This is a genomic window from Clostridium sp. AF12-41, from assembly GCF_003461685.1.
Lineage (GTDB): Bacteria > Bacillota > Clostridia > Lachnospirales > Lachnospiraceae > Otoolea > Otoolea fessa.
The window spans coordinates 151,786-173,529 of record NZ_QTXO01000004.1; the positions used below are offsets into that span (position 1 = coordinate 151,786).

At 48.5% G+C, this 21,744-nt stretch carries 21 protein-coding genes and 4 tRNA genes; 21 read left to right on the forward strand and 4 right to left on the reverse strand.

Translation table 11 applies throughout. The features are described from left to right. Nucleotides 1–91: 91 nt before the first annotated feature. Nucleotides 92–916, reverse strand: coding sequence for an EFR1 family ferrodoxin (locus DWV73_RS08130; protein ID WP_117796381.1), 825 nt, complete (start codon nucleotides 914–916; stop codon nucleotides 92–94). A 336-nt stretch (nucleotides 917–1,252) separates the two neighbouring features. Between DWV73_RS08130 and DWV73_RS08135 the strand changes: the two genes are divergently transcribed. From DWV73_RS08135 to hgdB, 21 genes are all read left to right on the forward strand, one after another. Next, nucleotides 1,253–2,467 carry an L-aspartate oxidase gene (locus tag DWV73_RS08135; RefSeq protein WP_117796382.1) on the forward strand — a complete coding sequence of 405 codons (1,215 nt, stop codon included), beginning with the start codon at nucleotides 1,253–1,255 and terminating at the stop codon, nucleotides 2,465–2,467. Continuing rightward, the gene (gene nadC, locus DWV73_RS08140) at nucleotides 2,433–3,284 is read left to right on the forward strand and encodes a carboxylating nicotinate-nucleotide diphosphorylase (RefSeq protein ID WP_117796383.1); all 852 of its coding nucleotides are present in this window, start codon (nucleotides 2,433–2,435) and stop codon (nucleotides 3,282–3,284) included. The genes DWV73_RS08135 and nadC overlap by 35 nt, the downstream gene beginning before the upstream one ends. Before the next feature lie 47 nt (nucleotides 3,285–3,331). Then, nucleotides 3,332–3,871 carry a transcription repressor NadR gene (locus tag DWV73_RS08145; protein WP_333489813.1) on the forward strand — a complete coding sequence of 180 codons (540 nt, stop codon included), beginning with the start codon at nucleotides 3,332–3,334 and terminating at the stop codon, nucleotides 3,869–3,871. A gap of 187 nt (nucleotides 3,872–4,058) precedes the next feature. Further along, nucleotides 4,059–4,132 (forward strand) — tRNA-Arg (locus tag DWV73_RS08150). Nucleotides 4,133–4,159: 27 nt separating this feature from the next. Further along, nucleotides 4,160–4,233, forward strand: a tRNA-His gene (locus tag DWV73_RS08155). 26 nt (nucleotides 4,234–4,259) lie between these two features. Next, a tRNA-Gln gene (locus tag DWV73_RS08160) sits at nucleotides 4,260–4,331 on the forward strand. Between the two features lie 8 nt (nucleotides 4,332–4,339). Then, nucleotides 4,340–4,412 (forward strand) — tRNA-Lys (locus DWV73_RS08165). 138 nt (nucleotides 4,413–4,550) lie between these two features. After that, a complete protein-coding gene (locus DWV73_RS08170; protein WP_117796384.1) occupies nucleotides 4,551–5,399 on the forward strand; it encodes a YitT family protein in 849 nt (282 codons plus the stop codon). 222 nt (nucleotides 5,400–5,621) lie between these two features. Beyond that, nucleotides 5,622–6,191: a DUF3793 family protein gene (locus tag DWV73_RS08175; RefSeq protein ID WP_022359958.1), complete on the forward strand. Its 570-nt coding sequence runs from the start codon at nucleotides 5,622–5,624 to the stop codon at nucleotides 6,189–6,191. Between the two features lie 41 nt (nucleotides 6,192–6,232). Beyond that, a complete protein-coding gene (locus DWV73_RS08180) occupies nucleotides 6,233–6,661 on the forward strand; it encodes a flavodoxin (protein ID WP_022359957.1) in 429 nt (142 codons plus the stop codon). 259 nt (nucleotides 6,662–6,920) lie between these two features. Continuing rightward, nucleotides 6,921–8,621 (forward strand): glutamine--tRNA ligase/YqeY domain fusion protein, encoded by a 1,701-nt coding sequence (locus tag DWV73_RS08185; protein ID WP_117796385.1) that lies wholly within the window; start codon nucleotides 6,921–6,923, stop codon nucleotides 8,619–8,621. A gap of 466 nt (nucleotides 8,622–9,087) precedes the next feature. After that, complete coding sequence (locus tag DWV73_RS08190) at nucleotides 9,088–9,384, forward strand: OadG family protein (protein WP_022359955.1); 297 nt, start codon at nucleotides 9,088–9,090, stop codon at nucleotides 9,382–9,384. Nucleotides 9,385–9,430: 46 nt separating this feature from the next. Continuing rightward, a complete protein-coding gene (locus tag DWV73_RS08195; RefSeq protein ID WP_117796386.1) occupies nucleotides 9,431–9,859 on the forward strand; it encodes an acetyl-CoA carboxylase biotin carboxyl carrier protein subunit in 429 nt (142 codons plus the stop codon). Between the two features lie 183 nt (nucleotides 9,860–10,042). Beyond that, entirely contained in the window at nucleotides 10,043–10,489 is a 447-nt protein-coding gene (locus DWV73_RS08200) for a biotin/lipoyl-containing protein (protein WP_117796387.1), read from the forward strand. Between the two features lie 11 nt (nucleotides 10,490–10,500). Beyond that, nucleotides 10,501–11,640, forward strand: a complete 1,140-nt coding sequence (locus DWV73_RS08205) for a sodium ion-translocating decarboxylase subunit beta (protein WP_117796388.1) — start codon at nucleotides 10,501–10,503, stop codon at nucleotides 11,638–11,640. 141 nt (nucleotides 11,641–11,781) lie between these two features. Then, complete coding sequence (locus tag DWV73_RS08210; RefSeq protein WP_022359951.1) at nucleotides 11,782–12,882, forward strand: CoA-transferase; 1,101 nt, start codon at nucleotides 11,782–11,784, stop codon at nucleotides 12,880–12,882. Nucleotides 12,883–12,903: 21 nt separating this feature from the next. Next, on the forward strand, nucleotides 12,904–13,713 hold the full coding sequence (gene gctB / locus DWV73_RS08215) for a glutaconate CoA-transferase subunit B (RefSeq protein ID WP_107000305.1): 810 nt from the start codon (nucleotides 12,904–12,906) through the stop codon (nucleotides 13,711–13,713). A gap of 145 nt (nucleotides 13,714–13,858) precedes the next feature. Continuing rightward, the gene (locus DWV73_RS08220; RefSeq protein ID WP_107000304.1) at nucleotides 13,859–15,625 is read left to right on the forward strand and encodes a carboxyl transferase domain-containing protein; all 1,767 of its coding nucleotides are present in this window, start codon (nucleotides 13,859–13,861) and stop codon (nucleotides 15,623–15,625) included. 436 nt (nucleotides 15,626–16,061) lie between these two features. Further along, entirely contained in the window at nucleotides 16,062–16,856 is a 795-nt protein-coding gene (hgdC, locus tag DWV73_RS08225; RefSeq protein WP_107000303.1) for a (R)-2-hydroxyglutaryl-CoA dehydratase activase HgdC, read from the forward strand. A 34-nt stretch (nucleotides 16,857–16,890) separates the two neighbouring features. Beyond that, nucleotides 16,891–18,330 (forward strand): (R)-2-hydroxyglutaryl-CoA dehydratase subunit alpha, encoded by a 1,440-nt coding sequence (gene hgdA, locus DWV73_RS08230; RefSeq protein WP_107000302.1) that lies wholly within the window; start codon nucleotides 16,891–16,893, stop codon nucleotides 18,328–18,330. Between the two features lie 2 nt (nucleotides 18,331–18,332). Then, nucleotides 18,333–19,484, forward strand: coding sequence for a (R)-2-hydroxyglutaryl-CoA dehydratase subunit beta (gene hgdB, locus DWV73_RS08235; RefSeq protein ID WP_117796389.1), 1,152 nt, complete (start codon nucleotides 18,333–18,335; stop codon nucleotides 19,482–19,484). 102 nt (nucleotides 19,485–19,586) lie between these two features. Here hgdB and DWV73_RS08240 read toward each other — a convergent pair whose 3' ends face one another. The 3 genes from DWV73_RS08240 to DWV73_RS08250 are packed head-to-tail and all read right to left on the reverse strand — an operon-like array spanning nucleotide 19,587 to nucleotide 21,521. After that, complete coding sequence (locus tag DWV73_RS08240) at nucleotides 19,587–20,264, reverse strand: choline-binding protein (protein WP_117796390.1); 678 nt, start codon at nucleotides 20,262–20,264, stop codon at nucleotides 19,587–19,589. 15 nt (nucleotides 20,265–20,279) lie between these two features. Beyond that, nucleotides 20,280–21,044 carry an IclR family transcriptional regulator gene (locus DWV73_RS08245; protein WP_117796391.1) on the reverse strand — a complete coding sequence of 255 codons (765 nt, stop codon included), beginning with the start codon at nucleotides 21,042–21,044 and terminating at the stop codon, nucleotides 20,280–20,282. A gap of 18 nt (nucleotides 21,045–21,062) precedes the next feature. Next, nucleotides 21,063–21,521, reverse strand: coding sequence for a hypothetical protein (locus DWV73_RS08250; RefSeq protein WP_107000298.1), 459 nt, complete (start codon nucleotides 21,519–21,521; stop codon nucleotides 21,063–21,065). Nucleotides 21,522–21,744 lie beyond the last annotated feature (223 nt).

The following is a 21,744-nucleotide window of genomic DNA, read 5'->3' on the forward strand; positions in this document are numbered from 1 at the left end:
AAATAAAGACTGCACGGTCATAAAAGTAGGTTGATAGGGCGGCACCAGTAAAATGGCGCCGCCCTAAAACTATGCTGGAATGTGGATATCCTTAGATAAAATACTCCGCCTCACTTCTGCGTGTATAGTTCTGCTCCAGCATCGCAACGTGGGACAGAAAAGCCTCGTTGTCGAAGTATTTGGCGCCAGCCGGGCAGATCTTGATGCACGCCTGACATTTAATGCAGATACCGGTGCAGGTGTCCGGTGCATCTGCCGGGATAGAGCCCATCGGACAGACCGTTGCACAGATGCCGCAGCCAGTACATTTTTCCGGATCGGTGACTGGTTTGGCTTTCAGGAAGACAGCTGGTTTTCCGTCGGTGCCGAGCGGGGTGTAATATGGTCCGACCGGATCATCGCCGCGCACGGCAATCGGAGCTGGGATTTCGGTCAGGGAAGTGATCTTTTCAGCTGCTTTGATGCCGAATGCATGGATCTGTGCGAGATCATCTGCATCTGGACGTCCGGTTGCCAGCTTGTCGCTGAATACGTGCTCGGTCGGGATACCGGCACCCGCAATGGTGTGGAAACCGTGCGCCTCTAATTCATTGCGAAGCTCGATGAGCCCATTGTCGAAGTTGCGGTTTCCGAAGACAGCCACCGGAACGGCGAGCGCGCCATTTCCCTCAAAATGGGTCTGTACAAATGGGAGCATCTTGTTCGGGATGCGTCCCGCGTAGACCGGGGTGCCGATGACGAGCAGATCGTCTGCCCCATATGTATGAACTTTTTCGCGGCTTTCCGGCAGCGTGAAATCATAGGAATCCATCGGGACGCCGAGTGTATCCGCGATGGCCTGCGCCAGCGTGGTAACAACCTTTTTCGCGTTGCCGGTCGGGCTGAAATAGACTGCGTGTACGTGATTGATTTTCATGAAAATACCTTCTCTTCATATGTTTAAATTTAATTCGGCAAAAACCTTATTATAGTAGGTATTTTAATGGATTTATGGTGGACTGTCAATGAAACATGGTTTTTTGCAGAATTAGTTTTTGCAGAATTGCCCAAAATATCATTACATATGTCTTGTCACATGAAATAATATGTGCTATACTGGTGCGGATGCACAAATGAAGTTTTGGATTGAAAGAGAACTCTGTTTGCGATAGGAGCATAGAGTGGCAGATAGTATTTTGCGATTTGAAGGCTGAACTATCTGCAGGATAAAAAGATAAGTGCAAACGTATGGTATAGAAAGGAAGGCAACAAAATGGTCCGGGAGGAAAATTATGATGTGGTCATCGTCGGGTGTGGCGTAGGCGGTCTGTACACCGCTTTAAATCTGCCGTCGGAAGACCGGATCTTAATGATTTGCAAGGAAGATATAGAGAGCTGTGATTCCATGCTGGCGCAGGGAGGTATCTGCGTGCTGCGGGATGAGACGGATTATGATGCGTATTTTGAGGACACGATGCGCGCGGGACACTACGAGAACCGCAAGGAGAGTGTGGATATCATGATCCGCTCCAGCCGGGATGTGATAAATAATCTGCTGAAATTAGGCGTAGGGTTTGACAAAAATCCAGATGGCAGTTTAAAATATACAAAGGAGGGCGCGCATTCGCAGCCGCGTATCTGTTTCCATGAGGACATCACGGGAAAAGAGATCACGACGACCCTGCAGACGCGTGTAAAAGAACTTCCGAATGTAGAAATCCGGGAATATACTGTTATGACGGATATTTTGGTAGAAAAGGGCATCTGCACCGGTATTCTGGCAAAGAATGCAGACGGCGATATTTTAAAGATTCATGCGAAAGACACGGTTCTGGCGACTGGAGGTATCGGCGGGCTTTACAAGCATTCGACGAACTTCCCGAGCCTGACAGGTGATGGGCTGGATGTAGCAAAGAAACACGGCGTGCGTCTGGAACATCTCGATTATGTCCAGATTCATCCGACCAGCCTGTACAGCAAGAAGCCGGGACGTAGCTTTCTGATTTCGGAATCGACCCGGGGCGAGGGCGCGGTTCTGTTAAATGGAAAGGGCGAGCGCTTTGTCGATGAGCTTCTGCCGCGTGATGTGGTGACGCAGGCGATCGAGAAGGAGATGGAAAAAGAAGGCAGCGATCATGTATGGCTGTCGTTTGAGGCAGTTCCGGAGGAGACGATCCGGGGGCATTTTCCGCACATTTATGAGGAGTGCTTAAAAGAGGGCTACGATATCACGAAGGAACCGGCTCCGGTCGTACCGGCGCAGCATTATTTCATGGGCGGTATCTATGTCGATCATTTCTCCGAGACGACGATGAATCACCTGTATGCGGTCGGTGAGACGAGCTGCAACGGCGTACACGGAAAAAACCGGCTTGCCAGCAACAGTCTGCTGGAAAGCCTTGTATTTGCAGAGAGAGCGGCAGGCAAGATTGCCGGACGGGAGGACGAAGAGTATGAATCCAATTACGATGCAGCTTGTTGCGGATGAGTATATCCGCATGGCATTAAAGGAAGATATTAACAGTGAGGACGTTTCGACGAACGCGGTCATGCCGGAATACCGCAGGGGCGAAGTACAGCTCTTAGCCAAGGCGGACGGTATTATCGCCGGTTTACAGGTGTTTGAGCGCGTGTTTAAACTTCTTGACGAGACGACCGAGACAAAATTTGAGGTAAAAGACGGGGATACCGTCACAAAAGGGCAGTTTTTAGGTGTGATTACCGGCGACATCCGGGTGCTTCTTTCTGGCGAGCGGACGGCGCTCAACTATTTACAGCGGATGAGCGGCATTGCGACCTATACGAACCAGGTGGCGAAGCTTTTAGAAGGAACGAAGACGACGCTTTTAGATACGCGCAAGACGACCCCGTGTATGCGTATATTTGAAAAATATGCAGTCAAGGTTGGCGGCGGCAGCAACCACCGTTACAACTTATCGGACGGTGTGATGCTCAAGGATAACCATATCGACGCAGCCGGCGGAGTTAAGGCGGCGGTTGAGGCGGCGAAGGAATATGCCCCATTTGTCCGCAAGATCGAGGTGGAGACGGAAAATCTCGATATGGTGCGCGAGGCAGTGGAAGCGGGCGCTGATATTATCATGCTGGACAATATGACCCCGGACGAGATGGCGGAGGCGATCCGCATCATCGACGGACGCGCCGAGACGGAGTGTTCCGGAAATATGACGAAGGAAAATATCGCAACGATCACGAAATTAGGCGTAGATTATGTGTCCAGCGGCGCGCTGACGCACTCGGCACCAATTCTGGATCTGAGCCTCAAACATCTGCGGGCATTATAAAAATTTAAAAACTAAGAAAGGACAGGGAAAACAGGATGGAAACAACGATGACAGGAGTACAGCGGAGAAAGAAAATACTGGAAATGCTGGGACAGTCATCCACACCGCTTTCCGGCGGGGCGCTGGGGCGGGCAGTCGGCGTGAGCCGTCAGGTGGTGGTGCAGGATATCGCGCTTTTGCGTACCGAGGGACACCCTGTCCTTGCGACTGCCCGCGGTTATGTGCTGGAGGTGCCGCACCAGACGGAACGCCTCTTTAAAATGTGCCATACGACCGAGCAGACGCGCGAAGAGCTGAATACGATTGTTGATCTGGGCGGCGAGGTGCTGGATGTCATGGTCAACCACCGCATCTATGGAAAGGTATCGGCGCCGTTAAATATCCGCAGCCGCCGCGATGTTGAGGCATTTGTGGAAAATATCCGGACTGGGCGATCCACGCCGCTTTTAAACGTGACATCGGGCTATCATTTCCATCACGTGGCTGCCGATCAGGAGGAGATTCTTGACGAGATCGAGGCAGCGCTGCGGGAAAAGGGATTTCTGGCGGACTTCCTGTCATACGAGCAGGAAGAGGTGGAAAAATAGGGGGAAAGTCAAAAGAAATGAATTTTTGAAATTATTTTAAAAAATATGAAATTTCCTGTTGACATTCTTTTTCAAATGTTATATACTATCTTTGCTGTCGATGAGACAGATAAGCAGTTGGCTGAGAGGTCAGGTGCGGGAATGGTTACAGTGCCGGATAAAACGGTCAGAATCGCAAAATGAATATGAGTCTGTAGCTCAGCTGGATAGAGCAACGGCCTTCTAAGCCGTGGGTCGGGGGTTCGAATCCCTTCAGGCTCGTCGAATCTGTTTCGACAGATTCCTATGGTGGATATAGCGCAGTTGGTTAGCGCGCCAGATTGTGGCTCTGGAGGCCTAGGGTTCGAATCCCTATATCCACCTTCCTTTTAAAAGGATCTTTTGCTGATGGGCTATCGCCAAGCGGTAAGGCACAGGACTTTGACTCCTGCATTCGTTGGTCCGAATCCAACTAGCCCAGTTAAATATGGGGTATTAGCTCAGTCGGTAGAGCACTTGACTTTTAATCAAGTTGTCCGGGGTTCGAATCCCCGATGCCTCATTACGAAGACACATTGCAGACGCGATGTGTCTTTTTGTGTAATGGGAAATTCCTTGGAAGTCTCTATCACACAAAAAGGCGCTAACGTGCCAATGATGCGCGCTCGCGCGAAATTGTAATATGAGGAGGTTTTAAGTTATGGCAAAAAAGTCCATGCGCGTAATCGGGGAGTACACAATGATCACAGCGGCGACCTTTGTCGTGGCGGCAGCCGTCTATTTCTTTCTGATTCCGAGCGGTGTATCGGTGGGAAGTATTTCCGGTCTGGCGATGCTTTTGGGAAATGTGATACCGCTGCCGATTTCAGTGCTGACCTTTATTTTAAATGCGGCGCTTTTGGTGGTGGGCTTTCTTTTTATCGGACGCGAGTTCGGCGTCAAGACGGTGTATACGTCACTGATTCTGCCGGTTTTTCTGTGGGTGTTTGAGCAGGTTTTCCCGGATTTTGTGTCGCTCAACCAGGATGCGATGATGGATACGGTCTGCTATATCTTTGTTGTCAGCGTTGGTCTGGCTCTTTTGTTCTGGATGAATGCCTCGTCGGGCGGTCTGGACATCGTGGCAAAGCTCTTAAACAAATATTTCCATATGGAGCTGGGAAAAGCGATGGCGCTTCCAGGCATGTGTGTGGCGCTCTCATCCGTGTTTTTCAGCGATAAAAAACTGGTGGTGCTGGGCATTCTGGGTACATACTTAAACGGAATTGTGCTGGATCATTTTATTTTCGGTCTGAATCTGAAAAAGAGAGTTTGCATTATCTCGGAAAAAGAAGAAGAGATACGCCAGTTTATCCTGCATACGCTTCACAGCGGCGCGACGATCTATCAGGGATTCGGCGCGTTTGACAATGAGCCGAAGACGGAAATTATCACGATCGTAGATAAAAACGAATATGCACAGCTCATGCCGTATATATTAAAAACAGATCCGAAGGCATTTGTGACGGTGTATACGGTGAATGAGATTATTTATCGTCCCAAAAGATAGAAAATGATGTTACTGATAAAAAAACTCAGTAAGCAAAAATGAACAAAATTTGCTTGACGTGGTAAGTGATTCATGATATAGTCTCATTGAAGTTAGATAAGACTAACCCGTGAAAAGGAAAATAGAAGGCAGAAAAAGCCTTTTATTTTTTAAAAGATAGTTAGCCATATCTAACTAAAGGTAGATATGGCTAACTAAGAGAAGCAGTCAGGAGGCAGGAAGATGGAACGATTGTTTGAAGAAGTATTCGTAGAGGTGTGTGCGCCGACTCTTCGTGGCATCAAACCGTCGAACTTGTTCCGCTATCAGCCGCAGAACCGTGATAAACTCCTGGAAGCGCTTGATTTCTGGAACCGGGAACTGGAACCGTCGGGGCTTCAGGTGCGGGCGCTTAAAGAGTGCAGCCGGACGGGCGCGTTTCTGATTCTGGTGTACCGCGAGGAATGGCTTCGCTTTATTCTGGGTAAAATATCTGTACAGCACTTTTTAAAAAAGTCTGGTTACCAGATGAAGAAGACGGTCGATGGCTTTTTGAGGCAGCTTTCCAACCGGCTTTGTCTGGAACATGATTTTCCACATGAGATTGGCATTTTCCTGGGGTATCCGCTTGAGGATGTTGTTGGATTCATTGAAAATCAGGGAAAAAATTATACCTGCAGCGGTTACTGGAAGACGTATGGCGACCCGCAGGAAGCAAAACGGCGGTTTGATTCATACCGGGAATGCACGGAAGTGTGCCGGGAGAAATACCGTCAGGGGACACCGATTATTCAGCTTGTAAAAGCCGCATAATAAATCTAAGTAAGTAAATTATTCACAAGGAGGAAATAAAAATGAGCAAGGTAGCAATTGTATACTGGAGCGGAACGGGAAACACAGAGGCTATGGCAAATTACGTAGCAGAGGGCGTTAAGAAAGCGGGCGGCGAGGCTGATTTATTTACTTCCGCAGAGTTTGGCGCTGACAAAGCTGGCGAGTATGACAGAATCGCATTTGGCTGCCCGTCCATGGGCGCTGAACAGTTAGAGGAGTCTGAGTTCCAGCCGATGTTCGACGAAGTTAGCCCGGTTCTCTCTGGCAAAAAGATTGCATTATTCGGTTCTTACGGATGGGGCGACGGCGAGTGGATGCGTACCTGGGAGAGCGACTGCATGACTCTGGGCGTAACCATGGCTTGCGAGCCGGTAATCTGCAACGCAACGCCGGACGAGGCAGCAGGTGCTGAGTGCGAGGCACTGGGCGAGGCTCTTGCAAACGCATAAGTAAAATCGCATAAAAACACATATATAATAAGAAGAAGTACAATTACCTGCGAACGCAGGACATCTTAAATTGCCATAATAAAGATGCTTAAAAATTGAAAATCAGAAAAGGAAGTGTCCTCCCGCGGCGCTTCCTTTTTTGTGGGCAAATATCCCCTTTTCGAAAACTCCAAAATGTGATATGATAAAAAATAAAACTGTTTGATTTGACTCAAACAACAGTATCAATTTACGAAAAGAAACAACGGAGGGAATGTATATGGAAGAAAATAAAAAACCATTGGCAGAGGGAGAGGAGAAGGAAGAGGCTGTCTCCAAGAACTTTATCGAGCGCGAGATTGACAAAGATCTGGCAGAGGGCGTTTACGATCATGTCCAGACGAGATTTCCTCCGGAACCGAACGGATATCTTCATATTGGACACGCTAAATCGATTATTCTGAACTCTGGACTGGCAAAAGAATACAACGGAAAATTCAATCTCCGTTTTGATGACACCAACCCGACGAAGGAGAAGACGGAGTTTGTTGAGTCGATCATCGAGGATGTAAAATGGCTGGGCGCTGATTTTGAGGACCGCCTGTTTTTTGCATCCAACTATTTCCAGCAGATGTATGAGTGTGCAGTTCTTCTTATTAAAAAGGGAAAAGCATTCGTCTGCGATCTGACAGCTGATCAGATCCGCGAGTACCGCGGTGATTTTAACAATCCTGGTAAGGAAAGCCCGTACCGCAACCGCAGCATCGAGGAGAACTTACAGCTCTTTGAGGAGATGAAAGAAGGCAAATATGCGGATGGCGAAAAGGTACTGCGTGCGAAAATTGATATGGCATCCCCGAACATCAATATGCGTGATCCGGTTATTTATCGTGTAGCCCATATGCATCATCACAACACCGGGGACAAATGGTGCATTTACCCGATGTACGATTTCGCTCATCCGATTGAGGATGCGATTGAGCACATCACGCATTCGATTTGTACGCTGGAATTTGAGGATCACAGACCGCTCTATGACTGGGTCGTAAGAGAGTGCGAGTTTGAGAACCCGCCGCGCCAGATTGAGTTTGCGAAGATGTATCTGACCAACGTCATTACCGGAAAACGTTATATCAAGAAACTGGTAGAGGATAAGATTGTAGATGGCTGGGATGACCCGCGTCTGGTAACCATCGCAGCGCTGCGCCGCAGAGGTTACACGCCGGAATCCATCCGCCGCTTTGTAGAGCTGGCAGGTGTCTCCAAAGCAGACAATTCCATCGACAGTGCAATGTTAGAGTACTGCCTGCGCGAGGATCTGAAATTAAAGAAGTCCCGTGTGATGGCAATTCTTGACCCGGTCAAGCTTGTTATCGACAACTATCCGGAAGGACAGATCGAGGAGCTGGATGCACCAAACAATATGGAGAACGAGGGACTTGGTTCCAGAAAGATTCCATTTGGCAGAGAACTTTACATCGAACGCGAGGACTTTATGGAAGAACCACCGAAGAAATACTTCCGTCTCTTCCCGGGCAATGAGGTCCGCCTGATGAACGCGTACTTTGTTACCTGCACCGGATTCGAGAAAGATGCAGACGGTAATGTAACGGTTGTTCACTGTACCTACGATCCAGAGACGAAGAGTGGTTCCGGCTTCAATGCAAGAAAGGTAAAAGGTACGATTCACTGGGTAGCAGCACAGACTGCACTGAAAGCAGAAGTACGTCTCTATGAGAACCTGGTAGACGAGGAAAAGGGCAAACTCAATGCAGATGGAACGCTGAACTTAAATCCGAATTCCCTGCGCGTTCTGAAAGAGTGTTACTTAGAGCCGGGTCTGAAAGAGGCAAAAGCATTTGAGAGCTTTCAGTTCGTCCGCAATGGATACTTCTGCGTGGACTGCCGCGACAGCGAGCCGGGCAAACCGGTTTTCAACCGGATTGTTTCGCTGAAGAGCTCTTTCAAGCTTCCGAAATAAATCGAGAACAACTCTTGAAAATGTATAAAAAAATACAGAAAAAAGCGGCTTTGTTCTGATGAAAAAAGGAGAGAACGGGACTTTCAGAATACATTTTAGAATATGAGCAAAATGCTTGAGAGGTCTTGGCGATTCTTCCGGGGGTTATTAAGAAAAATGTAGAAAAATGTAGTAATAACCTATAAAAAGCAGGTTGTTTTTGCTAATAAAACACCCTGCTTTTTGTGCATAATTTATGAAAGGCTTGGTTGACAATCAGGGGGGTTACTGTTATAATTTAAGTAAAGTGAGCTGATCATGTCAATCTGTGGCTTCACTTGTTACAGTTAAGGGGAAAAGCCCCTTATAAATTGCTTTCAAAAATGGAATGCATTCCACAATACGGAATCTTACTGGTGGAATTTTATAAGTATAATTTTTCACAAAGAAAGCAGAACCTAAAATAAATAAGGAGGTGCAATGCACAATGTGGACTGAACCAACTATGCCTTTCGGGCAGTCAGTTATCGTTTCTCTGCTGGGTCTTTCGGTAGTTTTCCTGGCTCTGATCTGTCTGGCTCTGGCAATTATGGTAATTTCCAAGATTCTCCGCTCCGTTGTTTCTGATGGTGCTAAGGCCCCGGCCGCAGCACAGAAAGCAGCACCGGCTGTGTCGGATGAAGCTGATAAGGAATTACTTGCCGTGCTGATGGCAACGATCGGGGATGACCTCGGATTGCCGACAGACAAGTTTAAGATCTTGAGCGTGACAGAAGTTAAGTAATGAGAAACAGGAATGAAAGGAAATCGAAAGGAAGGTTAGAGCAGTTATGAAGTATACGGCTACCCTCAATGGAAAACAGTACGAAGTAGAACTTGAAAGAATCGATGCATACGAGCCAATGCCGCGTTACGGCGAGGCTCCGGCAGCAGCACCGGCTCCAGCAGCAGCACCGGCAGCACCGGCAGCTCCAGCACCGGCGCCTGCACCAGCAGCACCGGCTCCTGCACCAGCAGCAGCTCCGGCGGCAGCACCGGCAGCAGGTGCAACTACCGTAGAGGCTCCGATGCCAGGTAAAATCCTGAACATCAAAGTATCTGCAGGACAGGCAGTTAAGTTTGGTGAGACCGTCATCGTGATGGAAGCTATGAAGATGGAAACTGAAATCGTTGCTCCGGCAGACGGTACAGTAGCACAGATTCTTGTCAAAGCAGGCGACGCCGTTGACACAGGTGCAGCACTGGTTACCCTGAACTAATAGACGATACTATGATAAATAGCAACTGTTTACAAAAAGGAATTTTCGGAACTGAAAATTCTGTATGATACAGTTCAGGCAACAGATTTTGCCGATTTGGAATACAAAGCATCGGCAAAATCCCATTACTGGGCACACATGTGTGAACAGTAATGATAAACATTCGAAAGGACGTAAAGAATTATGAAATATGTTGCTACGATCAATGGAAAGAAATACGAAGTTGAAGTAGAAAAATTAGAAGCTTACAAATCTCTGGATCGTAATGGTGTAGCAGCTCCGGCAGCTCCGGTTCTTCCGGCATCCGCACCGGTACAGAGACCGGCAGCACCGGCTCCGGCTCCAGTTGCAGCAGCACCAGCTCCAGCTCCGGCACCGGCAGCGGCTCCGGCTCCGAAGGCAGCAGCTCCGGCGGGCGCAACTACCGTAGAAGCTCCAATGCCAGGTAAAATCCTGAACATCAAGGTATCTGAAGGACAGGCAGTTAAATTTGGCGAAGTAGTAGTTATTATGGAAGCCATGAAAATGGAGACTGAGATCGTTGCTCCGGCAGACGGTACAGTCAGCAAGATCCTTGTTAAGGCTGGCGATTCTGTTGATACAGGAGCTGCTCTGGTTGCTCTGAACTAGGAGGTTAGGTAATGAACTTTTTTGAAATATTAAAAGAGCTTCTTGCACAGTCGGGTTTCGCAGCATTGACCTGGAGAAGCTGTGTAATGATTCTCATTGCTTTTGTATTATTATACCTGGCAATTAAAAAGCAGTTCGAGCCGCTTCTTCTGCTTCCGATTGCATTTGGTATGTTCCTGGCAAACCTGCCGTTGGCTGACCTGATGAAGGAAAGCGAGCCGTGGTATACCGCAGGTGTTCTGCGTATCATCTACGGCGGTGTTAAGTCCAGTTTGTTCCCGTGTCTGATCTTCATGGCAGTAGGTGCCATGACAGACTTTGGTCCGCTGATTGCAAACCCGGTGAGCCTTCTGCTTGGTGCAGCTGCTCAGTTCGGTATCTACATTGCATTCATGCTGGCTAACGCAACTGGTCTGTTTACAGTAGGTGAGGCAGCTGCTATCGGTATCATCGGTGGTGCAGACGGTCCGACCGCTATCTATGTAGCTAACAACCTGGCACCGGATCTGGTTGCTCCGATCGCCGTTGCCGCTTACTCCTACATGGCGCTGATTCCGCTGATTCAGCCGCCGATCATGAAGCTTCTTACCACTAAGAAAGAGCGTTCCATCGTTATGAAGCAGCTCCGTAAGGTAAGCAAGGTTGAGAAGATCGTATTCCCGGTATTCGTAGTACTGTTCTGCTCCCTGCTTCTTCCGTCCGTAGCTCCGCTGCTTGGTATGCTGATGCTTGGTAACCTGCTTCGTGAATCTGGTGTTACAGAGCGTCTTTCTGATACAGCTCAGAACGCACTGTGCAACATCGTAACTATCATGCTTGGTACTACCGTAGGTGCGACCGCAAACGGCGAGATCTTCCTGCGTGTTCAGACCATCGCTATCGTTTGCATGGGTCTTCTTGCATTCGCATTCGCTACCATCGGAGGTGTTCTCCTTGGTAAGGTGCTGTGCGCTGTAACCGGCGGCAAGATCAACCCGTTAATCGGCTCCGCTGGTGTATCTGCTGTACCGATGGCTGCCCGCGTTTCTCAGACAGTTGGTGCAAAAGAGAATCCGACCAACTTCCTTCTGATGCACGCTATGGGACCAAACGTAGCAGGTGTTATCGGTTCTGCCGTAGCAGCAGGTTTCTTCATGCTGATTTTCGGTTAATCGAATATTGATTTTTGGCTGTTGCAGCCGGGATCTGGCTGCATCTGGCCTGCGAAAGACCGCAGCGCCGGAAGTACCGGATCCCGTTTTTACTTATTTATATAGGTAGTTATAGAAAATTTTTTTAAAGGAGGCTTTATTGTGGCTAATAAAGTAATGTCTTTACACGATGCCGTAGAAAAGTATGTATGTGACAACGATGTACTTTGTCTCGGCGGATTTACAACAAACCGTAAACCGTATGCAGCAGTTTACGAGATCCTTCGTCAGGGTAAAACTGGTTTTGTAGGCTGGTCTGGCCCGGCAGGTGGTGACTGGGATGCGTTAATCGGTGAGGGCCGTGTGAGAGCCTACATCAACTGCTATACTGCAAACTCTGGTTACACCAACGTAGCTCGTCGTTTCCGCGCAGCTATCGAGAAGGGTGAGCTTACATATGAGGATTATTCTCAGGACGTTCTGATGCTTCAGCTTCATGCTGCATCTCTGGGTCTTCCGTACCTGCCGGTACGTATGATGCAGGGCTCCGGACTTGTTAAGTTCTGGGGTATCAGCGAAGAGAAGAGAAGAACCATGGAAGGTGTTGACAACCTGAAATGCGTAGAGATCGAGAACCCGCTTGAGCCAGGCGAGAAGCTGCTGGCTGTTCCGGTTCCGAAGCTTGACTGCGCTATCATCCATGTTCAGCAGGCATCTCCGGATGGAACCTGTATCATCGATGGTGATGAGTTCCATGACGTAGATATCGCTGTAGCTGCAAAACGTTGTATCGTTACCTGCGAGGAGATCGTAAGTGATGAGTATATCCGTCGTGACCCAACCAAGACAAGAATCTTTGGTGAGTGTGTAGACGCCGTTGTTCGTGCACCGTACGGTGCTTGGCCGGCACAGTGCTACGGCTATTATGATGATGATGATAAGGGCTTGAAAGAGTACGACAAGGCTTCCAAGTACCTTGACGCTGAGGATGCTAAGGCACAGCTTCAGAAGGCTGCAGACAAAGCTGCTAAGGCTGCTGCTGCTAAGCCGGAAGATGAGAAGCTTGCAAAAGCTGCAGAAGTTGCTGCACAGGCTGCAAAAGATGCTGCTGACGGCACCAAGATTCCGGAGACCTTCAAGGATTACCTTCAGAAGTATGTATATGGATGCAAGGATCAGGATGATCTGCTCAACGTACTGGGCGGCGCTCGCCTCATGAACCTTAAGAATGAGCCGCATCTTGGCTATTCTACCAGACATTAATTGAGGGAGGGAAAATCTAAAATGGCTGATTATACAAAGTATACAAAGCAGGAAATGCAGGCTTACGCCATCGCAAAAAATATTAAAGAAAATCAGATCGTTATCGTTGGTACCGGTCTTCCGTTAATCGGTGCATCCCTGGCAAAACGTGTTGTTTGCCCGAGCTGCCATCCGATCGTAGAGAGTGGTCTTATGGATTGTTCTCCGATCGAGGTTCCGCGTTCTGTAGGTGACAACCGTTTCATGGCTCACTGTGCAGTACAGTGGCCAAACGTTCGTTTCGTAGGTTTCGAGGCTAATGAGTGGTTACATGATGCTGATCGTATGATCGCATTCATCGGTGGCGCTCAGATCGACCCGTACGGAAACGTTAACTCTACCTGTATCTTTGGTAAGGGTGATTATGTTAAACCTACCACACGTTTCACCGGTTCTGGCGGTGCAAACGGAATCGCTACCTTCTGCAACACCATCATCATGATGCAGCATCAGAAGAGAAGATTCATGGAGCATGTTGACTACATCACAAGCTGTGGCTGGATGGACGGCCCTGGCGGACGTGAGAGAGCAGGTCTTCCGGGCAACCGTGGACCGCAGATGGTAGTTACCGATCTTGGTATCATGAAATTCGACGAAGAGACCAAGAGAATGTACCTGGCTTACTACTATCCATTCTCCTCTCCGGAAATGGTTCAGGAGAACACTGGTTTCGAGATCGATACCTCCAGAGCTCAGCTGATGGAAGGTCCGGATCCGGAGATCATCCGCGTTATTCGTGAAGAGATCGACCCAGGTCAGGCATTCATCAAAGTTCCGAAGGAGACTAAGTAATTAGCCTTCCATAGGGAATCAAGACAGATATCATTTCTGTCGATTAATTAGTTACTGATTGCAGGCGGGACAGGAGACGAACTGTCCCGCAAGCAATTCATTTATAACCATTTTTATTTTTTATTTTATAAGGAGAAAAGAAGACATGAATATGTATTCAATGCCAGGATATTTCCAGAATATGCCTACCGTTGGTAAAGCTCTGGTTAATCCGAATCCGGAAAACGAGCAGGAACTGAAGGCTGTTGAGAACGACATCCATGAGTCCATTAAGCAGGCTCTTGATGCTGGTATCACAACCGAAGAGAAGTTAAACGCACGTGGACAGCTTTCTGCTACACAGCGTATCAACGCCCTGATCGATCCAGGTACATGGTGCCCGTTAAACAGCCTTTACAATCCGGAAGACAACCGTTTCCAGACAACTAACGTTCTGAATGGTCTTGGCCGTGTAAATGGCAAATGGGTTTACATCATCGCTTCTGATAACAAGAAGATGGCTGGTGCTTGGGTTCCGGGACAGGCAGATAACCTGCTCCGTGCTGCAGATACCGCTAAGATGCTGCATCTGCCGTTAGTATACCTGTTAAACTGCTCAGGCGTTGAGTTCCCGAATCAGGACAAAGTATACCCGAACCGTCGTGGTGGTGGTACACCGTTCTTCCGCAACGCTGAGTTAAACCAGCTTGGTGTTCCGGTTATCGTAGGTATCTACGGAACCAACCCGGCAGGTGGTGGTTACCACAGCATTTCCCCGACTATCCTGATCGCTCATAAAGATGCGAACATGGCAGTTGGTGGCGCTGGTATCCTTTCCGGTATGAACCCGAAGGGTTACATCGATGAGGAAGCAGCAGAGCAGATCGTTAACGCTCAGATCGAGAACAGCAAACATCACGTTCCGGCTCCGGGTTCCGTGCCGATCCACTATGATGAGACAGGATTCTTCCGTGAAGTTTACGAGGATGATTTAGGCGTTATCGAGGGAATCAAGAAGTACATCAACTACCTTCCGTGCTTCAACCTGGAGTTCTTCCGTGTTGACAGCCCGAAGGCTCCGCAGCTTCCGGCTGAGGATCTGTACAGCATCATCCCGATGAACCAGAAACGTCCGTACGACATCTACGATGTAATCGGCCGTCTGTTCGATAACAGTGAGTTCTTCGAGTACAAGAAAGGCTACGGTCCGGAGATCGTTGCTGGTCTTGCAAAAGTTAACGGCCTTCTGGTTGGTGTTATCGCTAACGTACAGGGCTTACTCATGAACTATCCGGAGTACAAACAGGGTTCTGTAGGTATCGGTGGTAAGCTGTACCGTCAGGGTCTGATTAAGATGAACGAGTTCGTTACTCTGTGTGCTCGTGATAAGACACCGGTTATCTGGCTGCAGGATACCACAGGTATCGATGTAGGCGATGACGCTGAGAAGGCAGAGCTGCTTGGTTTAGGTCAGTCCCTGATCTACTCTATCGAGAATGCTAAGCTTCCGTCTCTGGAGGTTACTCTTCGTAAGGCAAGTGCTGCTGCTCACTACGTTCTGGGTGGTCCGCAGGGCAACAACACCAACGTATTCTCTATCGGTACAGGTGCTTGCGAGTACTACGTAATGCCGGGTGAGACCGCTGCAAACGCTATGTACTCCAGAAAGCTTGTTAAAGCTAAAAAAGCTGGCGAGCCGCTTCAGCCGATCATCGACAAGATGAACGCTATGATCCAGATGTACACAGACAAATCTCGTCCGAAATATTGTACAAAACAGGGTATGGTTGATGAGATCGTAGATCTGACCGATCTTCGTCCGTACATCCAGGCATTTACCGAGGCTTATTATCAGAATGCTCAGGCTATCTGCCCGATGCATCAGATGCTGGCTCCGAGATCTACTCGTGAGTTCATCAACTACGGTAAATAATTATCAAATTAAAACGGCATTGTGATAGGTGCCGCTAAGATAACATTTTAAAAAGAGAAGGCGCGTAAGTACGCGGCTGACAGTGATAGTGTAAATAGTGATAAGTAACAAATTGATAGTGTGAATAGTGTGAGGCTCTGGCGAAGCGGCTTGTCTGTATGACTGTAAATGAACCGTTTTGCCGGATGCTTGCAGATAAATCGGGCAAAGGAACTGGAACCTTTGCTCGATTTATTGGTATACTCAGGCAGATAAGTAATAAGTAATAGTTTTGTTAAGAATTATTTTATAACATTTTCAAGATTTTACAGCGACTTTTAGTTGATTTTGTGGTATTATGATGGGTGGAGACGATGTGATAGCACGGATCTGCCAAAACATCGTTGAAACAAAAATCAGGCATAGAAAGTCAGTATTGAAAGGAAAAAGATACATCATGAGCGAAATTTTCACTTTAGGTATCGACGTAGGCTCTACAGCTTCCAAATGTATCATCCTGAAGGATGGCAAGGAGATCGTAGGTAAGTCTCTGATTGACGTTGGAGCAGGTACCAGCGGTCCAAGCCGTGCCATCGAGGCAGTTCTGGAAGATGCAGGCCTCAAGAAAGAAGATATGGCATTCACACTGGCTACCGGTTATGGACGTACATCTCTGATGGACGGAATTGCCGATAAGCAGATGAGTGAGCTGTCATGTCATGCAAAGGGCGCTTATTTCCTTTTCCCGAAGGTTCATACCGTAATTGACATCGGCGGTCAGGACGTGAAGGTTCTTCGCGTTGAGGACGGTGTCATGACAAACTTCCAGATGAACGATAAGTGTGCAGCCGGAACCGGAAGATTCCTGGATGTTATGGCTCGCGTTCTCGAAGTTGAGGTAAGTGATCTAGGCCGTCTTGGCGCTATGTCCAAGAAGCAGGTAGGAATCAGTTCCACCTGTACGGTTTTTGCAGAGAGTGAGGTTATAAGCCAGTTGTCGATGGGAACGGATAAATGTGATATTATTGCCGGTATTCATCGTTCAGTGGCTCATCGTGTCACGGGTCTTGCCCACCGAATCGGTGTAGTGCCGGATGTCGTTATGACAGGCGGTGTGGCTCAGAACCAGGGCGTAGTAGATGCGCTTGAGGCTGAGCTTGGCGTAAAGATTTGTACATCCCCGCTGACACAGTATAACGGCGCGCTTGGCGCAGCCCTGATGGCATATCAGGTAGCCAGCCGTCAGAAGTAACTAAGTTAATTTTTAAGAATGGAGGATAATTATTATGGCAAAACAAGTTAGTCCTGGTGTTCTTGCGCTTCGTAAAGTCGTAGATGACGTACACAAAGAGGCGCGTGAGGCCAAAGCAAGAGGCGAGTTAGTTGGATGGTCTTCTTCCAAATTCCCGTGTGAGCTTGCAGCAGCATTTGATTTACACGTTATGTATCCGGAGAACCAGGCAGCTGGTATCGCAGCTAACCGTTACGGTGAGCTGATGTGCCAGGCAGCTGAGGATCTTGGATATGACAACGATATCTGCGGTTACGCTCGTATCAGCCTTGCATATGCAGCTGGTGTACGTGTATCCCGTAAGTATGATCCGGAGACTGGTGAATACATCATCGATCCGAGCACAGGTAAACCATTAAAAGATGCTGACGGCAACGTAGTGATGGGTGAAGACGGAAAACCGAAGAAGGATCCGAAGACTCAGACTCCGTATCTGCAGCTGGACAACCTGCTTGAGATTGAAAAACTCCCGGATGGTCCGGAAAAAGAGAAACGTCTTGAGGCTATTTCTCCGATTCGTCAGATGCGTATTCCGCAGCCGGATTTCGTTCTTTGCTGCAACAACATCTGTAACTGTATGACAAAATGGTATGAGAACATCGCTCGTATGTGTAACATTCCGCTGATCATGATCGATATCCCGTACAACAATACAGTAGAAGTTCATGATGAGAATGTTAAATACGTTCGCGCTCAGTTCGACAAAGCGATCAAACAGCTGGAAGAGCTGACAGGCAAGAAGTTCGACGAGAAGAAGTTCGAGCAGGCTTGTGCAAACGCTAACCGTACCGCTAAGGCTTGGCTGAAAGTCTGTGATTTCCTGCAGTACAAACCGGCTCCATACAGTGGATTTGACCTGTTCAACCACATGGCAGACGTTGTAACTGCACGTGCTACTGTAGCTGCTGGTGATGCTTTTGAATTACTTGCAAAAGACCTGGAAGAGACAGTTAAGAAGGGTGAGACCACAACTCCGTTCCCGGAGAAATACCGTGTTATGTTCGAGGGTATTCCGTGCTGGCCGAAACTGCCGGCTCTGTTCAAACCGCTGAAGACCCACGGTGTAAACGTTACTGCCGTTGTATATGCTCCGGCATTCGGTTTCGTTTACAACAACATCGATGAGATGGCTCGTGCTTACTACAAAGCTCCGAACTCTGTCTGCATCGAGCAGGGTGTTGACTGGCGTGAAGGCATCTGCCGTGACAACAAGGTAGATGGCGTTCTGGTTCACTACAACAGAAGCTGTAAACCGTGGAGTGGTTACATGGCTGAGATGCAGCGTCGCTTTACTGCTGACCTGGGTATCCCGTGTGCTGGTTTCGACGGCGATCAGGCTGACCCGCGTAACTTCAATGCTGCTCAGTACGAGACTCGTGTAGAGGGTCTGGTTGAGGCAATGGAAGCAAATAAGCAGGCAAAGGAGGCTAAATAACCATGAGTGTTAACGCATTATTAGAAGAATTTAAGGTAAAAGCTGCAACTCCGAAGCAGCAGCTTGCTGAATATAAAGCTCAGGGCAAAAAAGTAGTTGGTGTTCTTCCTTACTACGCTCCGGAAGAGCTTGTATATGCCGCTGGTATCGTTCCGATGGGTATGTGGGGTTCCAACACTAAGACCATCAGCCGTGCAAAAGAGTACTGCGCTACTTTCTACTGCACCATCGCTCAGTTAGCTCTGGAGATGCTGCTGGATGGAACTATGGATCAGTTAGACGGTATTATCACACCTACTATCTGTGATACTCTTCGTCCGATGAGCCAGAACTTCCGTGTAGCTATGGGCGACAAGATGAAAGTTATCTTCTTAGCTCATCCGCAGAACCGTTTCGAAGAGTTTGGTCTTCAGTTCTGTATCGATCAGTACAACCATGTTAAAGCAGATCTGGAAGAAATCGCAGGCAGAAAAATTACGGATGCTGATATCCAGGATGCTATCGTTGTATACAACAAGAGCCGTGCAGCTCGCCGTGAGTTCGTAAAACTGGCTAACGAGCACTGTGATGTTATCACACCAACCAAACGTTCCGCAGTTCTGAAGGCATTCTACTTCATGGAGAAGCCGGAGTACACTGCAAAGCTTGTCGAGCTGAACGCAGAGCTGGCTAAACTTCCTGTCTGTGACTGGAAGGGAACCAAGGTTGTTACCTCCGGTATTATCTGTGATAATCCGAAGCTGCTTTCTATCTTCGAAGAGAACAACATCGCTATCGCTGCAGATGATGTGGCACACGAGACACGTTCCTTCCGTGTAGATGCTCCGGAAGACGAGCTGGATCCGGTTAGAGCACTGGCTAAACAGTTCGCTAACATCGATTACGAAGTACTTCTGTACGATCCGGAATCTGACAAGAACCGTCGTGGTGAGTTCGTAGCTAACATGGTTAAAGAGAGCGGCGCTCAGGGTCTGGTACTGTTTATGCAGCAGTTCTGTGATCCGGAGGAGATGGAGTATCCATACCTGAAGAAAGCTCTGAACGATGCAGGCGTTCCGCACATCAAACTGGGTATCGACCAGCAGATGAGAGACTTCGGTCAGGCAAGCACTGCTATTCAGGCATTCGCTGACGTTCTTGCACTTCAGAAATAATAGAAGATTCGTTTGGGAAACTGAATGATGAGATAGAAACGCCCCCGCAGGAGATTTTCTTGCGGGGGCGTTTGTTTGGTGCGCCTAGCGGCATACATTTATTTATTCCTTAGTGGAGTCAGAAGAACTATTATTTGCAATTTGCTCATCCGTCACAGACCCCTGGCGGTAGCCGCTGCCTGGTTCCTGTTTGGAGTTCTTCTTTGGAGCATCCGGCTTTTTGTCTCCGGAAGTAGAAGAGGTTTCTTTGGACGGACCGGAGCTTCCGGAATTGCTGTGGCTGCCGGAGCTTCCGTTGGAATTGCTGCTATCATCGCTGGAAGAATCTTCGGATGAGCCGGTGCTGGAGTCAGAGCTTCCGGAATCTGGCGTCCTGCTGGAGCTGGTGGCTGTTTTTTTTGCCTTTTTGGAGGAGCCGTTCTGGAAATCGTCCCAGCTTTCGTTATCGGATTCATTGGAAGCCGCGGTCTGGCGGATCTGAGCGATGCCGTTTACCGTCCAGGCACCGTCTGCGTTTACATTGTAGCCGTCCGGCGTCGTGGTGGAGGTTAGAAGCCAGCCTTCGGCGTCGAAATAGTAGCATTCGCTGACGCCGTCCTGGTTGCCGTCGATCCAGCGCCAGCCATTTGCCGCCCAGGTGTTGTCACCGTTGTCGTACCACCAGCGGGCGGCATTGTCACCAGCTCCATTTTTCCAGCTTCCTGCCATCGCCGGGAAAGCGGCGGAGAGGGAGAGAAGACCGGTTGTTAAGCCTGCTAAAAATAAGCGTTTATTAATCATAAAGTGAAATCTCCTTTATTTCTCCTGCTTAAATGTATGTCCCATATAATAGGACAATTCTGCCGCACTGTGGCGGACCTGATCCTGCAGGTGCAGAAGATGTGTGTCATCTTCAATACGGGAATACGGTGCGATGATTCCGACCGAAGCGGAAATGCGTCCGTCAATACCGTAAATGGGAGCACCGATCCCGACTGCATCCGGGACGTATTCGCCGTGGGAAACGGCAATGCCCTTTTCACGGATGGTGCGGAGTTCTTCTGCCAATTCTGCGGGATCCGCCTTTGGAAATGCCTCAGGACGGTTTAAGCGTGTGTCCAGATAGCGGCGGATGTATTCGTCGCTCTGGAAAGCCAGAAGCGCTTTGCGGATCGCACCGCAGTGCAGATCCATCTCATAGCCAAATTCTTCGACGACCTTGAGGTGGTTCGGACCGTCCGTTTTGTCAAGTACCAGTCCCTTGTCGCCAACCTGGATGATCAGATAGGAATCCTCACGGGTACAGTAGGAGAGGTTCTTGAGAATCGGAAGCGCCGCATCCTGAATCCGCACATTGTCAGCCGCCGCCCGACCGAGAGAGATGAGGGCGGGACCAAGCTGGTAGGTGTGCGCGTGTTCATCGCGGATCACGTATTTTTTTTCACAAAATGTCTGCAAAATCCGGTGGATTGTGCTGGGCGGAAGCCCGGTTGATTCGGAAAGTTCTGCGATGGAATATTTGTGGTTGGCTTCTTTTAAAAGTTCCAGAAGTTCCATCGCGCGGAGAAGACTTTGTATCATGCAAAGAATCCTCCTGTGTTATTCTGTGATTTCCTCAACCGTCACGGTTGTGCTGTCATCCGGGGCTGCGTCGGAATCTTCTTTCTCGGAAGAAGATTCGCCGTCCTCGGAAACCGGAGCATCTGCGCGGACGGTTTCTGTTTTGACTGGTTCTTCGGAAGAGACATCTGCATCAGCCGGAGCTTTTTCGCTTTCCTCAGAATGTTCAGAAGTTTCCTCTGGAGTCTCAGCCGGAGCTTCCTTTTTCTCCGGATTTAAGGAAACATAGCTGCGTTCGGAGGCAGCTGTATCAGAAGCCTTGGAAGCTTCTTTATCGCCGGCATCGTCAAAATCATCGAAATCATCTTCAAAGTCGTGGAAATCCTCATCCAGTTCCTTGTGGAATGATTTATACTGTAAGACGTAAGAAACACCAGCTGCTGCAGCGCCGACGATAGCTGCCAGTGTCAGTAATTTACCAAAATGTTTTTTTGCCATGGTTGATACTCCTCTCTATACGATTCGATATCCTTATTGTAATACGAAACGCCTAAAAAATAAAGGGAATCTTTTGTGAACAACGGGAAGTGTGTGAATCACGTGTTACGGGGTACGTATGCGTGAACAGTAACACAGGGGCGGTAATTATGTACAGGAAGCATGAGAAAAATGCTTGTTGTCATACCGGAAATCATGTAGAATAAAATTATATATTTGCTAG

What these genes read in the sequence shown, in the direction of transcription:
- DWV73_RS08130 (WP_117796381.1), bottom strand. Translation starts at nt 916, where the DNA reads ATGAAAATCAATCACGTACACGCAGTCTATTTCAGCCCGACCGGCAAC.
- DWV73_RS08135 (WP_117796382.1), top strand. Translation starts at nt 1,253, where the DNA reads ATGGTCCGGGAGGAAAATTATGATGTGGTCATCGTCGGGTGTGGCGTA.
- nadC (WP_117796383.1), top strand. Translation starts at nt 2,433, where the DNA reads ATGAATCCAATTACGATGCAGCTTGTTGCGGATGAGTATATCCGCATG.
- DWV73_RS08145 (WP_333489813.1), top strand. Translation starts at nt 3,332, where the DNA reads ATGACAGGAGTACAGCGGAGAAAGAAAATACTGGAAATGCTGGGACAG.
- DWV73_RS08170 (WP_117796384.1), top strand. Translation starts at nt 4,551, where the DNA reads ATGGCAAAAAAGTCCATGCGCGTAATCGGGGAGTACACAATGATCACA.
- DWV73_RS08175 (WP_022359958.1), top strand. Translation starts at nt 5,622, where the DNA reads ATGGAACGATTGTTTGAAGAAGTATTCGTAGAGGTGTGTGCGCCGACT.
- DWV73_RS08180 (WP_022359957.1), top strand. Translation starts at nt 6,233, where the DNA reads ATGAGCAAGGTAGCAATTGTATACTGGAGCGGAACGGGAAACACAGAG.
- DWV73_RS08185 (WP_117796385.1), top strand. Translation starts at nt 6,921, where the DNA reads ATGGAAGAAAATAAAAAACCATTGGCAGAGGGAGAGGAGAAGGAAGAG.
- DWV73_RS08190 (WP_022359955.1), top strand. Translation starts at nt 9,088, where the DNA reads ATGTGGACTGAACCAACTATGCCTTTCGGGCAGTCAGTTATCGTTTCT.
- DWV73_RS08195 (WP_117796386.1), top strand. Translation starts at nt 9,431, where the DNA reads ATGAAGTATACGGCTACCCTCAATGGAAAACAGTACGAAGTAGAACTT.
- DWV73_RS08200 (WP_117796387.1), top strand. Translation starts at nt 10,043, where the DNA reads ATGAAATATGTTGCTACGATCAATGGAAAGAAATACGAAGTTGAAGTA.
- DWV73_RS08205 (WP_117796388.1), top strand. Translation starts at nt 10,501, where the DNA reads ATGAACTTTTTTGAAATATTAAAAGAGCTTCTTGCACAGTCGGGTTTC.
- gctB (WP_107000305.1), top strand. Translation starts at nt 12,904, where the DNA reads ATGGCTGATTATACAAAGTATACAAAGCAGGAAATGCAGGCTTACGCC.
- DWV73_RS08220 (WP_107000304.1), top strand. Translation starts at nt 13,859, where the DNA reads ATGAATATGTATTCAATGCCAGGATATTTCCAGAATATGCCTACCGTT.
- hgdC (WP_107000303.1), top strand. Translation starts at nt 16,062, where the DNA reads ATGAGCGAAATTTTCACTTTAGGTATCGACGTAGGCTCTACAGCTTCC.
- hgdA (WP_107000302.1), top strand. Translation starts at nt 16,891, where the DNA reads ATGGCAAAACAAGTTAGTCCTGGTGTTCTTGCGCTTCGTAAAGTCGTA.
- hgdB (WP_117796389.1), top strand. Translation starts at nt 18,333, where the DNA reads ATGAGTGTTAACGCATTATTAGAAGAATTTAAGGTAAAAGCTGCAACT.
- DWV73_RS08240 (WP_117796390.1), bottom strand. Translation starts at nt 20,264, where the DNA reads ATGATTAATAAACGCTTATTTTTAGCAGGCTTAACAACCGGTCTTCTC.
- DWV73_RS08245 (WP_117796391.1), bottom strand. Translation starts at nt 21,044, where the DNA reads ATGATACAAAGTCTTCTCCGCGCGATGGAACTTCTGGAACTTTTAAAA.
- DWV73_RS08250 (WP_107000298.1), bottom strand. Translation starts at nt 21,521, where the DNA reads ATGGCAAAAAAACATTTTGGTAAATTACTGACACTGGCAGCTATCGTC.